Genomic DNA, 12,101 nt, shown 5'->3' on the forward strand with positions numbered 1-12,101 from the left:
TGGCAATCAATTGAATGCACTGCGAAACTGCAAAGGCGATACACCGCTTTTATTTTTAAAAAGTTTGCTGAAACTCTGCGAATGCTCAAAACCAAGCCCGAACGCAATTTCGCTCACACTCAGGTTGGTGGTAGAGAGTTTTTCTTTCGCTTTTTCAATAAGTTTTTCATGGATGTGCTGCTGCGCGTTCTGCCCGGTTTGCGATTTGAGCAGGCTGCTTAGGTAACTGGAAGAAATGTGAAGGGAATCGGCAATGGATTGTACCGATGGTAGTCCTTTTACGTCCAAATCATCCTGTTCAAAATAATCATGGAGCAGGTTTTCAAAACTTTCAAGTACCTTATGATTGCTAATCTTCCGGGTTATAAACTGGCGTTGGTAATACCTTTCGGAATAATTCAGCAACGTTTCGATTTGCGATACAATGATGTCCTGGCTGAATTTATCGAGGTTGGCCTGGTACTCATGTGCAATATTTTGCACGATCGCGTTCAATGTATCTTCCTCTTTTTCTGAAAGGAACAAAGCCTCATGGGTCGAGTACCCGAAAAACTCATACTGCTTAATTTTTTTAGCCAAAGCCGTATTCCAGAGGAAATCAGGATGGACCAACAGCATCCACCCGGACCGTTTCTCAATACTGTCATTGTTCGGTGCCACGCCGAAAACCTGATTTGGCGCCACGAAAAACATTACGCCTTCATCAAAATCGTATTGTTGCTGCCCATACCTTAGTTTGGCCCCAACGCCTCTTTTGACGGAAATATTGAAAAAACTGAAATTCCAGTTCCTGATGTCGCTTTCCATAACGCACGCAATGGTGCTGTAATCGATGACACTGATCAGCGGATGAGATGGCGGCGGCAAACCCTTCATCCGATGGAACTCGGCTATGGATTCTACACGATATGGCTTGGTATTTGACATCTGTGCAAATTTACTTTTAATCTGTTATAAAATGAGGTCCTCACAGAATTCAATTCTGTTACCTTCCGGATCGGCAATAAAAGCAACCTTTTTCCCGATTGCCGGCACAGGAAAACAGCGAACGATTTCAATGCCACTGGCGGTAAGTGCCTGTATGGTGTGCTCCAGATTCCCGACATTGAAACAAATGTGGTCATAACCTGTTTTTATAGGTTCTGCATCAGGTATCTGCTGCGTACCGAGGATTTCAATAATCACATCATTGTCATTGGCCGGGGCGATAAATGCAAGCTGCATGTCGCCTGCAGTCCACTCCCGGATAAGACGGAAGCTGAGTTTTTCCTGATACCAGGCGATCAGTCCTTTATAATCGGCAGTCCTGATGGCGATGTGCCCCACTTTTATATCGCTGAAAGGGCCCTCTGTATTTTTATTCGGAAAAGTAAGTGGTGTCGATTGAGTTTCCATTGTTCTTCTTATTAAGTTTTTTGGTAAATTTCGGCAAATTCTTTTGCAAAATCGGCCAACTTTACGGTTGCCAATAAAGGCGGTTTTTTATAATAATCTTCATAAAGCAGGCCGCTTCTTTGTGCTGCCTGCATCGCGACGAAACCGGTAGCAGTTTGTTTATTCATTCCCGCGGCCAGCATTCCGTTGAGCATTTCCTCGTCTGTGAGCTGTATCCATTGCAGGTCGGGGTTTCCGATAGCTCCACCAAGAGCTGCCGCAATTTCATTTGGCGAGACTTCATCACTTGCAATATATCGTACTGTCCTGCCTTCGAATGGTTGCTGCATTTCTTCTGCTATGGCTGTGGCAATGTCATAAGGTGAAACCCATGGTTCTTTTTTGTCACCTCCGAAATTTTGGAAAATGGCATTTTTCGACTTTATATTTTGTATGGAGCGATAAAGGTTAGAGAAGAATCCGACTGGCCTTAAGAATTTTATTGAAACTCCGGAAGGCAATTCGTTTAATATCTTTTCGGCTTCGTAATGAAAGACCAATATGCCGTTACCGGTGTTGGTGTGCGCCCCGATGCTGCTCAGGTGGACCACCTTGCTTATGGCTGATTTTGTGACGGCAGCCTTGTAATTCCGGGCAATGACTTTGTGAGCTTCGATGATGTCAAGATTTTGGTCAAAAAAAGCTTCTCGACCGAAGGCTTCCATTAAATAAGCCGCATCATGTCCGTTGAAGGTTTCTTCAAGGAAATCCTGATCCATGATGGAGCCGATGGCTGCTTTTGCACCCAACTCCTCAATGTCCTTTTGCCTTTCAGCACGACTGCTGATGACGGTCACCTGATGTCCTGACTGTACGAGTTGTTTTGTAAGTGGCTTACCGATATTCCCTAAGGAACCTGTAATTATAATTTTCATATATTGATTTTTAATGATACAAAATTGGATAAAAATCAAAACAGTAATGTAGCCGGATTATGGATAGTTGTAGCCAAATGCCATGATGCTGTTTTATTTAGTATGTTTGCCCAAGCAATCCCTATACAATGCAAAAACATATTACATTCATCCTTATATTTTTCATATCAGGATTCAGCACCAGTGTTTTACGGGCACAATCTTCGATACTTGAGCAGACGTTGCTTACCACGGAAAGTTTCAATACGTTTACCGCCGTAAGTGTAACGGGTTTGCAAACCTGGAATTTCAGTCCGCAATATGGCGCTGTGTGCAGCGGTTATGTTTCGGGGCAAAACTTTGAGAATGAAGATTGGCTGATCAGTCCGGTAATGGACTTATCACAAATGGACAATGTCAAACTCACTTTTGACCACACCCGTGGAAGCGCCGCTGTAATGAATATCGGTGTTGCTGAAGGCAGGTTTAAGGCTTTTGCAACGGATAATTACACCGGCGACACATCAACGACAACATGGACTGAACTTGAAGGGCTTAATCAAAATCTTAATGCCGCCTGGCAATTTATTCCTTCCGGGGAACTGACCATCCCGGATGCGGCTAAATCAGCAAATTCAAGAATTGCATTCCGTTACATAAGCTCGACAAGCCCTGGTGCTACATGGGAAATCAAGAATGTAAAAGTGATCGGGGAACCACAGTCAGGTACAGGTGCGGCTATTTTTAAGATTACGAACTGGAATTCGGAATGGCTGGGCTGCAGTACATTCGGGCCTACAGATGAGGCGTTGCAGATCAATAATGTAGCTTCGGCTATGCTTTCCATGAATTCAGATATCTATTGCCTCCAGGAAATAACGAACAGTCCTTCAAATCCGTCCATTGATATTTTGGTTTCACTTATGGGCCCGGATTTATGGGAAGGAAAAATTGTACCTTCACTAACCGATGACTGTGACCAGAGGCAAGCCATTATTTATAAAAAATCAAGGATACAATTTGTTGGTGCCACATTACTGAACAATGGGCTTGCGGCACAGGGCAATTCCTATTATTATAACTGGGCAAGTGGGCGGTATCCTACTTTGTACAATATAAATTTTGTTGCAGGCAGTGATTTGATTCCTGTATCTATCGTAAATGTGCATGCAAAATCGGAAGACGGTAATGCCCTGAGCTATACCCGAAGGCTGGGCGGCTCAGAAGGAATGAAAGCAATTCTTGATGGTGCTAATTACAATGCAAGAAAGCTTATAATCATTGGGGATTTCAATGATTATCTTATCGGGACATCGAGTACTGCGTGTAGTTGTACCGATTCTCCCTTTAAGAATTTTATGGATGATACAGCCAATTACAGCGGCATTACAAAAGACCTGATCAATCAGGGCCACCCGATTATTGAAAACACCATTATTTCGAATGAGTTGATTTCGAATTATGTTTCCGGAAGCGCTGCAAAGGAAGTGGCCGTAACGCAGAACATCAGTAGTTATTTCAGTACAACTTCTGACCATTATCCGATCAGCGCCATGTTCCAGTTTTCAGCATTGGGTGTCACTGAGGTTGAAGATATTAAGAAATCCTTCCTTAAAATTTATCCCAATCCCGCAACAACTGTATTGGGTTTTGAAGTTGGCAGCGCTGATGCTAATACCGTAAACATGTACGATATGACGGGCCGGCAAATGCAGGTGCAAAAGATAAATGCAAACACGCTTGATGTGCATACTTTGCCATCGGGAATTTATATTTTGAAAGTAGGGGATAAGCTTGGGAAATTTGTGAAAGGGTAAAAGATTGGGCGGTTTGATGCAAAAAAGTATTGGAACCCACATCTCAAAGCTTTGTATTGGCTCCTTCCGGTTTTCGTAACCGAATAATATCTTAAATGTATTCCTGCATTATGAATGCACCAGATAAGGAGAAACTGACCGTATATCTATAAATTCGTAGTCAAATAAATGGATGTATGAAAAAAATGTCAGTCCTGTTTTTGATTTTTACAAGTAGTTTCAGCGCCCAAGATGCAAAACGAATAGCGCAGGAAAAAATTATTGATCAATTTGCTGTCCACTGCGCCCAGGAAAGTAACGATATCTCAAATATGAAAAACTGGCAGGACTGCCTGGACATGGGACTAAAACAGGACAGCACTATTGCGTATCTTGGCAACAGAAAGCGATGCCCTATTTTAAGGCGCGTAAATATCAATTGGGATGAAATACCTGGAGGAAGCTGTGAAATATGATGACGAGAATTATCTTCCGTACAGGGCTTTTATCAAATGTTTTTTTCGAAGGAATATAGCGAATCGATAAAGGATTTTGAGAATTGTAAGATAAAATTTGGCAATGGTTAAATCAATGCTAATCGTGCGATTTTCCTGTTTATGGTTATTTGATGGAATCGTTTATAAAAATAAATCTTTTCGTGGTGGCTTTTAAATTTTCCGAATTGCTGATTTCATAAAGGATGGCAATTAATCTTTCCCCTTCCTGTGGCGGGAACATGGTTTCGAAATATTTCCTTTTCCCATTATAATATGCAATTACCGTTTTTAAAGGGGCATCACAACAGTTTGTGCCTTTAAAACTGACCGTGTCGGTTTTGGCTAGTTCCGCCAACAGTTGGTTGAAAATATTTTGGTTTACTGTACCTTCAAGGTATTCTGTCATATCAATGGTGGTCGCATCTCCCCCCACCTTACTGCGACTTGCCCTGGTTCGGGATAGTAGTATAGATTTGTCTTTTTTGAGCTGAAAGCTGATCACAGGACAATTACCGAAACACCTCGAACTGTTGAATTCAATTTTATCGAAGTCTACCGGTTTCTGTGATTTGCAACTTATTAATAAGGTGATGAGGATTATAGCTAGCAGTGCTTTCATATTGGTTGATGATTATTGTTAGAGAAGACTATTGAATTAAACCTTCGTGCATTACGAAGTTATCGAAAAACAGCTCCTCTTACAACAGAAATAGCAAATAGCCTCACTTTACTGCTGTGTACAGCTTAAGTATTTCAGGTTACTTTATATAATTGGGGCGGACACATTCAGCAGCGCGCTGCGATTTCCCACGCGTTTCATGCTATCCGGAACAGATAATACCCAATGTATCCTGAGATTTTTGAATTGCCCACTTATAGCAGATATGCGAGCGTATGCGGTTAATTTTATTTCGTGAATGTTGGGTTTTTCTGTGAGCAATTAGACGCTGTGAGGTTAATTATAATAATAAGCTTTTTGATATGCATCTATTTACAAAGCAGGATGTATACCCAGGCGGAAACTTTAGTAGCTGCGCAATTGGAAGTAACGTTACCAATGTAAAAAAAAGATTTAAAATTTTGTGTAAATAAAACGTACGGTATATTTATTTTCATAAATTTGCTGTTATGGGAACCCCGCTATCAAAATCAGAGCGCACAAAACAGTTTATTGTAGAACGAACCGCGGCGGTGTTCAATGAGAAAGGTTATGCCGGTACTACAATCACTGATCTGACCAACGCAACAGGGTTGACTAAAGGTGCCATTTATGGCAATTTTGAAAACAAGGATGAAGTGGCCCTCGCTGCTTTTGATTATAATTTTAACAAGGTAACGGACTATATTAAGGTCAGGATACTGGGCACCGATAATGCTATTGAACGGCTGTTAGTTTATCCTCAAGTGTATCGTGATTTTCTTGTAATCCCTTTACTTAAAACGGGTTGCCCGATTTTAAACACTGCTACTGAAGCTGACGACACGCATCCCAAACTCAGGGTTGCGGTGCTCAACGCGCTGGCCTATTGGAAGACAGCGGTAGAGAACCAGGTGAAAAGGGGAATTGAACGCGGCGAGATTATACCTGACACCAATCCTTCTGAATTTGCTGTGATATTAATGTCGCTAATTGAAGGTGCCATAATGCAGGCAAAGGTTACAGGCCGGCCGACGGAACTCAGGCAGGCGATGCGCTTTTTAGAGCAACTTATTCATGCAGTGAAAGTATAATTTTTTTAAACAATAATATACCGTACGGTATAATTTGTAAATTAAGATGGAAATAAAATCAATAGCGAAATTCATAAAGTATTATATGCAGTCCCGTGCCATCACGAACGCTGTCATCTGCGTTATCCCACCGGATAAGATGGACTGGTCGTACCAGCCGGGCAAGTTCACGATTGCAGATCTGATCCGGCATATAGCGGCCATTGAACGAGAGGTCTTTATGGAAGTGATCCAGGGTAACAAGCCTGCCTACAAAGGTTGCCGAAAGGAAGGGGCAGCTGATTATGAGGAAGTGATGAGCTACTTTAAACAACTGCACAAAGAGTCAATCGAAATTTTAAGCGGCATCAGAGACGAAAACCTCGAAAATGAGGTCACTACACTGGACGGTAAAACAACCACGATGGGGAATTTCCTGAGGGCACTGATCGTACACGAGGTACACCACCGCGCAGTCCTGTGCCTGTATCTGAATCTGCTGGGTGTGAGTACACCCCCGGTAATAGGACTCATGGAGGAACAGGTAATTGAAGTAAGCAAATAGCAACATCATGAAAGAAGTATTTATCGTAGCATCAAAACGAACCCCAATCGGGGGATTATTGGGGGAATTGTCAGGCTTCACGGCACCACAGTTAGGGGCATTGGCCATTCAGGGCGCGTATGAAAGCGTTGCGCTGCATCCCGGATTAATTGACAGTGTGTACCTGGGCAATGTGCTTAGTGCCGGTATTGGCCAATCCCCTGCAAGGCAGGCGGCAGTGTTCTCTAAAATCCCTTATGACAAGGATGCCACAACCATAAACAAGGTTTGCGCATCAGGTATGAAAGCTACAATGTTGGGAGCACAGCAAATCGGGACAGGCATTAATGAGATCGTCGTGAGCGGTGGTATGGAAAGCATGAGCAAAGTGCCGCATTATGCTTTCGTACGAAATGGAACGAAATTAGGTGACATCCGCCTGACTGATGGCATGACCAAGGATGGCCTGTGGGATGTGTACAATGACTTCCATATGGGAAGCGCAGCAGAGCTGGGGGTGAAAAAATACGGACTGACACGCAATGCGTTAGATGATTTTGCATTGCATTCTTATGAAAAAGCACACCAAGCGACGGCGCAGGGCAAATTTAAGAATGAAATAGTTCCGGTGCAGGTGCCTACAAAGAGCGGCACTATTGTCATGGATTGGGATGAGGATATCGATAAACTGATTCCTGGAAAAGTTTCGCAGCTCAGACCCGTTTTTGAAAAAGACGGTGCGCTTACCGCCGCAAATTCAAGTAATCTTAATGACGGCGCGGCTGCCCTGATCCTGGCCTCGGAAGCGGCCGTCAGGGAACACAACCTGAAACCACTGGCAAGGATTGTGTCATTTGCCGATGGGGCGCAGGCACCCGAGTGGTTTACCACGGCACCTGCCGTTGCGATAGAAAAGGCATTGAAACTGGCTGCACTTGATATATCCGACATAGATTATTTTGAAATCAATGAGGCTTATGCTTCTGTCGTACTTTCCAACCAGCGAATTTTAGGCTTCGATTCAGACAGGGTAAATGTATATGGCGGCGCTGTAGCGTTAGGACACCCCATTGGTGCTAGCGGTGCCAGGATCATCGTAACGCTGCTCAGCGTGCTGCAGCAGGAGAATGGCAGGTACGGTGTCGCGGGTATATGCAACGGCGGCGGCGGCGCATCGGCAATCATTGTTGAAAATCTAAACCATTAAAATGAATGGCACCTCATAATATAATCATCCGGTTTGCAGAGAAACAAGATTTATCCTCGTATATCGGCTTGCGCAAATTCAGTCTCAGGGAATCACCCTTCGCTTTTTCAGACAGTTGGGAAGATGAGGTATCGAAGACGCCCGAAAGCTATGAGTCCGAGATCGTCGCGGTTCCTTCAGAGCATTTTACGCTGGTGGCGTTTACCCCTGAAAACGAATGTATAGGTTTTATAAGCTGCACACGGGACAAACGTAAAAAGGCGAGGCACCGCGCACTATTGCACTCGCTGTATGTGTTGCCCGGTTATCGGGGAAACAGTATTGGGAAACGGCTGATTGGGGAATCCCGGAAGATCATCAGCGCTGTTCCTGACGTCGAACAATTACAATTATGGGTACTGCTCTCGGGAGAGGATTCAGCGATAGGGTTCTATGAAAAAGCAGGTTTTGAAGAAATGGGCGGTGTTTTTAAGGACGACCTGAAAATCAATGGAAAGTATGTAGATGCCGTTTGCATGGTCATGCACCTATGATCACGAATGCAAACCACTGCTTTAAGAATTTATATGCTCTGAAGCAACTGAATAAAAAGAAATAACAATAAATATAAACCACTATGGAATTTACGTTACCAGCATCATTGGAAATCCTGGAAAGGACACCTGCCGTATTGTCCGCAATGCTTACCGGTTTGTCCGATAACTGGGCAAATGGCAACGAGGGGGCAAACACCTGGACACCTAAAGAAGTTATAGCACACCTGATTGTCTGTGAAAACACGAACTGGATGCCAAGGGTAAGGATCATACTATCAGACGAAAGGAACAAAGTGTTTGAGCCGATAGGCATGGATGCACATTTCGAAATTGCAAAAAGCAATTCAACTGATACCCTGCTGACTGAATTTGTGAGGCTGCGTCAAAAAAGTATCACTGAGTTGAGAGGTTTTAACCTGAGTGAAGCCGATTTCGAAAAATCGGCGTTCCACCCAAAGATTGCTGAAGTAAGCCTGGGCCAGCTTATTGCGGCATGGGTAGCGCACGACCTGAGCCACATCACACAGGTATCGCGCACACTCGCTCAACAGTACAAAAACGAAGTGGGCCCATTTACGGAATTCCTTAAAATACTAAAATAACATATTATGAAAAAAATCGGACTAGTGGGTGGTATCAGCTGGACTTCCACCGCAGATTATTACAGGCTCATCAATCAGGAAACAAATAAAAATTTGGGCGGCATCAATTTTGCCGAATGCCTGATATATTCCGTAAACTTCGAACAGTTCGCATCATTTAATGCGCAGCACGATTGGGAGGCGACATGCCAGTTGCTGTCGGCTGCTGCAAATCACTTAAAAGATGCCGGTGCCGATGTAATAATGCTAGGGGCCAATACGGCACACATTGTAGCTGAAAGGGTAGCCGGAAATGTCGGCCTTCCATTGATAGATATTCGGGAAGCTACAGCGGATGCAGTTAAAAGCAGCGGCCTGAGGAAAGTGGGATTACTTGGCACTATATACACCATGGAGCTTGATTTTTACAAAGACAAGCTTACGGAACAAGGCATTGAAGTGATCATTCCCGAAAGTAAAAGTGACAGGGAGTATATAGAAGGAACCCTGGTAAATGAGTTGGGAAAAGGCATTTTACAACCTGAAACCAGGGCAGCCTATCAAAATATCATCGACAGCTTAATTCAGCAGGGCGCCCAGGGAATCGTGTTGGGTTGTACGGAAATCCCGCTACTCATTTCGCAGGAAGATGTAACTGTTCCGGTATTTAATACTACCCTGATCCACGTAAAGGCGGCAGTCAAATTTGCGTTGGAAACAGCAAATGAATAACCGGATACCATGGAACCAGTAAATAAAATTTTAAATGCAGTCGAGAGCGACTTGCCGGTAATCTGTAATCTTTTCGAAAAAGCAATCCAATTTTTGAAAGAGAACAACTACATCGGCTGGAAAAGTTACGACAAGGCGTTCATAGAATCCGATATGGCACGGCGGCTATTGTTTAAGGTTACCATTGGCAACAAAATCGCCTGTATCTTCAGCGTTTGCTACAGCGACCCTATAATATGGCGCGAACGCGAAACGGGCAATGCGATGTACCTGCACCGCATTGTATCAAACCGCATTTTCGCCGGCGAAAAATTGTTTGGCCTGGTACTGGACTGGGCAATAGGCGAGGCAAAAAAACTTAAACTGGATTACATACGGATGGATACATGGGCAGACAATGGAAAGATTATCGCATACTACAAAAGCTACGGCTTTTCATTTATCGAAAATTACACCACGCCGGATACCGACGATTTACCGATACAGCACCGCAACCTCAGCGTAGCCTTATTGCAACTGACGTTGTAAATAAAAATATAAGGGCAAAAAAATATTTATAAGCATTATTGTAATGCCGAAGTTGATAAACTTTACACCATGAAATTTAATTTTGACAATGATATCATTCTTGAAAATGACATATTGATACTGAGGCCGTTATCTTTAGCCGACACCGGCAACCTGCTCCAGGCAGCACTATCTGACAGTTTACTGCTTCAATATTCGCCAAAACAGGTGTATAATGAATCCTTACTAACGGAATATATCCAGAGTGCGATTGACTTAAGGACCAACAGACAAAGATATTCCTTCAGCATATTTTCGAAACGGGATAATCGCTATATTGGCAGTACCGCTTTCCTAAACATTTCGAATACGGATGACCGGCTTGAAATCGGCGCTACCTGGATTGACAAAACCTATCAGGGAACCGGCCTGAACAGCCACTGTAAGTACCTTTTGCTCGAATATGCGTTTGAGGTTATTCACGCGAATAAGGTAGAGTTCAGGACTGATGCGCGAAACATACCATCAAGGAAAGCAATAGAAAAAATAGGAGGGAAGTTTGAGGGCATACTCCGGGAACATTTGCTGATGCCGGATGGATTCAGGCGCAACAGCTGCTGCTACGGCATCGTCCGGAGTGAATGGGAATCGGTGAAACTGCAATTGAAAGAGCTGTTATAATATAAAACCAGGTACAAACAAATGAAATCGACTGCGAAAACCGTGCTGCATATATTTCTCCTGATGGCTTTCACCTTCAGGACGGCGGCACAAACAGAAAGCAAACCGTTAACCATTGGCAGCACTGAGCAGTTTAAGTCGGCAATATTAGCCGAAACAAGGACCATCAACGTTTACCTGCCAGAAGGCTTCAATCCGGCAGACACAATCACTTATCCGCTGATCTGTATTCCTGATGGCGGTATCGAAGAGGATTTTATACACATCACCGGCATTGTGCGTTTCAATACCCAACCCTGGATAAACCGTTTTCCGAAATCGATTGTCATAGGGATTGAAAATACGAACCGCAAAAGGGATTTCACCTTCGCGGTTCCAAATCTTAATTTTTTGGAGAACGTTGGTTATAAAAAAGAGAGCATACCGTTTTATGGAGGCTCCCCGAAATACATTTTGTTCCTTGAAAAGGAGTTACTTCCTTATATCAAAAGCAAATACAAAGCCACAAGGCAACGCACTATAATAGGTGAATCCCTCGCAGGGCTTCTGACTACGGAAATATTATTGAAAAATCCTGATTTATTCGATACGTACATCATTATCAGCCCAAGCCTGTGGTGGGGTGACGAAAAATTGTTGAAGGACGGAGGCAGCCTGCTTAAAACCAACCTGAAAAAGCGTGTCCGCGTCTGCGTGTCTGCACCAAATCAAGAAGAAGATAAGATGATGTACCGTGAAGCAACATCCCTTTATGACTTAATAAAACAGAATCCACATATTACTTCCTTTTTCGACTACCTGCCGGAAGAGTGGCATGCTACTGTGATGCACATGGCGGTGTATAATGCGTTTAAGCTGTTGTATCCTAAAACCGGGTATTGAAAACTAATGCGTCTTATAGTATCATGGAAGGCTTAACAGAATTTTCAGGATATAAGAGAAGCGTATTTCATCTTTTGATGTTCGTGTGAGACGGAATGCAATTCCGCGCTATCGGATGCAATTCTACGCTATCAATCCGC

The 12,101-nt window shown here is 43.4% G+C and carries 15 protein-coding genes; 11 read left to right on the forward strand and 4 right to left on the reverse strand.

Annotation, left to right across the window (positions count from 1 at the left end; all coding sequences use genetic code 11):
• Positions 1 to 6: 6 nt before the first annotated feature.
• Genes HYN49_RS10625 through HYN49_RS10635 form a run of 3 tightly spaced genes read right to left on the reverse strand, consistent with a single transcriptional unit; the run spans position 7 to position 2,309 of the window.
• Positions 7 to 927, reverse strand: a complete 921-nt coding sequence (locus HYN49_RS10625) for a helix-turn-helix domain-containing protein (protein WP_108904095.1) — start codon at positions 925 to 927, stop codon at positions 7 to 9.
• Between the two features lie 24 nt (positions 928 to 951).
• Complete coding sequence (locus HYN49_RS10630; protein ID WP_108904096.1) at positions 952 to 1,395, reverse strand: VOC family protein; 444 nt, start codon at positions 1,393 to 1,395, stop codon at positions 952 to 954.
• A gap of 11 nt (positions 1,396 to 1,406) precedes the next feature.
• Positions 1,407 to 2,309, reverse strand: coding sequence for an NAD(P)H-binding protein (locus HYN49_RS10635; protein ID WP_108904097.1), 903 nt, complete (start codon positions 2,307 to 2,309; stop codon positions 1,407 to 1,409).
• A gap of 128 nt (positions 2,310 to 2,437) precedes the next feature.
• Between HYN49_RS10635 and HYN49_RS10640 the strand changes: the two genes are divergently transcribed.
• Together HYN49_RS10640 and HYN49_RS10645 are read left to right on the forward strand one after the other, a co-directional pair.
• Positions 2,438 to 4,105 (forward strand): T9SS-dependent choice-of-anchor J family protein, encoded by a 1,668-nt coding sequence (locus tag HYN49_RS10640; RefSeq protein WP_108904098.1) that lies wholly within the window; start codon positions 2,438 to 2,440, stop codon positions 4,103 to 4,105.
• A gap of 176 nt (positions 4,106 to 4,281) precedes the next feature.
• Positions 4,282 to 4,560: a hypothetical protein gene (locus HYN49_RS10645; protein ID WP_108904099.1), complete on the forward strand. Its 279-nt coding sequence runs from the start codon at positions 4,282 to 4,284 to the stop codon at positions 4,558 to 4,560.
• Between the two features lie 145 nt (positions 4,561 to 4,705).
• On the opposite strand, the gene HYN49_RS15095 is transcribed toward HYN49_RS10645, so the two are convergent.
• Positions 4,706 to 5,200: a DUF6438 domain-containing protein gene (locus HYN49_RS15095; protein ID WP_146185093.1), complete on the reverse strand. Its 495-nt coding sequence runs from the start codon at positions 5,198 to 5,200 to the stop codon at positions 4,706 to 4,708.
• 509 nt (positions 5,201 to 5,709) lie between these two features.
• Between HYN49_RS15095 and HYN49_RS10655 the strand changes: the two genes are divergently transcribed.
• From HYN49_RS10655 to HYN49_RS10695, 9 genes are all read left to right on the forward strand, one after another.
• Positions 5,710 to 6,312: a TetR/AcrR family transcriptional regulator gene (locus HYN49_RS10655; protein ID WP_108904101.1), complete on the forward strand. Its 603-nt coding sequence runs from the start codon at positions 5,710 to 5,712 to the stop codon at positions 6,310 to 6,312.
• 46 nt (positions 6,313 to 6,358) lie between these two features.
• On the forward strand, positions 6,359 to 6,856 hold the full coding sequence (locus HYN49_RS10660) for a DinB family protein (RefSeq protein ID WP_108904102.1): 498 nt from the start codon (positions 6,359 to 6,361) through the stop codon (positions 6,854 to 6,856).
• A 7-nt stretch (positions 6,857 to 6,863) separates the two neighbouring features.
• Positions 6,864 to 8,042, forward strand: a complete 1,179-nt coding sequence (locus HYN49_RS10665; protein WP_108904103.1) for an acetyl-CoA C-acyltransferase — start codon at positions 6,864 to 6,866, stop codon at positions 8,040 to 8,042.
• Between the two features lie 5 nt (positions 8,043 to 8,047).
• Positions 8,048 to 8,575, forward strand: coding sequence for a GNAT family N-acetyltransferase (locus HYN49_RS10670; RefSeq protein ID WP_108904104.1), 528 nt, complete (start codon positions 8,048 to 8,050; stop codon positions 8,573 to 8,575).
• A gap of 83 nt (positions 8,576 to 8,658) precedes the next feature.
• On the forward strand, positions 8,659 to 9,180 hold the full coding sequence (locus HYN49_RS10675; protein ID WP_108904105.1) for a DinB family protein: 522 nt from the start codon (positions 8,659 to 8,661) through the stop codon (positions 9,178 to 9,180).
• 6 nt (positions 9,181 to 9,186) lie between these two features.
• Entirely contained in the window at positions 9,187 to 9,891 is a 705-nt protein-coding gene (locus tag HYN49_RS10680; RefSeq protein ID WP_108904106.1) for an aspartate/glutamate racemase family protein, read from the forward strand.
• Between the two features lie 9 nt (positions 9,892 to 9,900).
• Entirely contained in the window at positions 9,901 to 10,419 is a 519-nt protein-coding gene (locus tag HYN49_RS10685; RefSeq protein ID WP_108904107.1) for an N-acetyltransferase, read from the forward strand.
• Positions 10,420 to 10,488: 69 nt separating this feature from the next.
• The gene (locus HYN49_RS10690; protein ID WP_108904108.1) at positions 10,489 to 11,079 is read left to right on the forward strand and encodes a GNAT family N-acetyltransferase; all 591 of its coding nucleotides are present in this window, start codon (positions 10,489 to 10,491) and stop codon (positions 11,077 to 11,079) included.
• Positions 11,080 to 11,100: 21 nt separating this feature from the next.
• Positions 11,101 to 11,961, forward strand: a complete 861-nt coding sequence (locus tag HYN49_RS10695; protein ID WP_108904109.1) for an alpha/beta hydrolase — start codon at positions 11,101 to 11,103, stop codon at positions 11,959 to 11,961.
• Positions 11,962 to 12,101 lie beyond the last annotated feature (140 nt).

Source organism: Flavobacterium pallidum, from assembly GCF_003097535.1.
GTDB classification, from domain to species: Bacteria; Bacteroidota; Bacteroidia; order Flavobacteriales; family Flavobacteriaceae; genus Flavobacterium; species Flavobacterium pallidum.

Bases quoted from the DNA above. Each gene is read 5' to 3' on its own strand.
- HYN49_RS10625 (WP_108904095.1), bottom strand. From the start codon at position 927: ATGTCAAATACCAAGCCATATCGTGTAGAATCCATAGCCGAGTTCCAT.
- HYN49_RS10630 (WP_108904096.1), bottom strand. From the start codon at position 1,395: ATGGAAACTCAATCGACACCACTTACTTTTCCGAATAAAAATACAGAG.
- HYN49_RS10635 (WP_108904097.1), bottom strand. From the start codon at position 2,309: ATGAAAATTATAATTACAGGTTCCTTAGGGAATATCGGTAAGCCACTT.
- HYN49_RS10640 (WP_108904098.1), top strand. From the start codon at position 2,438: ATGCAAAAACATATTACATTCATCCTTATATTTTTCATATCAGGATTC.
- HYN49_RS10645 (WP_108904099.1), top strand. From the start codon at position 4,282: ATGAAAAAAATGTCAGTCCTGTTTTTGATTTTTACAAGTAGTTTCAGC.
- HYN49_RS15095 (WP_146185093.1), bottom strand. From the start codon at position 5,200: ATGAAAGCACTGCTAGCTATAATCCTCATCACCTTATTAATAAGTTGC.
- HYN49_RS10655 (WP_108904101.1), top strand. From the start codon at position 5,710: ATGGGAACCCCGCTATCAAAATCAGAGCGCACAAAACAGTTTATTGTA.
- HYN49_RS10660 (WP_108904102.1), top strand. From the start codon at position 6,359: ATGGAAATAAAATCAATAGCGAAATTCATAAAGTATTATATGCAGTCC.
- HYN49_RS10665 (WP_108904103.1), top strand. From the start codon at position 6,864: ATGAAAGAAGTATTTATCGTAGCATCAAAACGAACCCCAATCGGGGGA.
- HYN49_RS10670 (WP_108904104.1), top strand. From the start codon at position 8,048: ATGGCACCTCATAATATAATCATCCGGTTTGCAGAGAAACAAGATTTA.
- HYN49_RS10675 (WP_108904105.1), top strand. From the start codon at position 8,659: ATGGAATTTACGTTACCAGCATCATTGGAAATCCTGGAAAGGACACCT.
- HYN49_RS10680 (WP_108904106.1), top strand. From the start codon at position 9,187: ATGAAAAAAATCGGACTAGTGGGTGGTATCAGCTGGACTTCCACCGCA.
- HYN49_RS10685 (WP_108904107.1), top strand. From the start codon at position 9,901: ATGGAACCAGTAAATAAAATTTTAAATGCAGTCGAGAGCGACTTGCCG.
- HYN49_RS10690 (WP_108904108.1), top strand. From the start codon at position 10,489: ATGAAATTTAATTTTGACAATGATATCATTCTTGAAAATGACATATTG.
- HYN49_RS10695 (WP_108904109.1), top strand. From the start codon at position 11,101: ATGAAATCGACTGCGAAAACCGTGCTGCATATATTTCTCCTGATGGCT.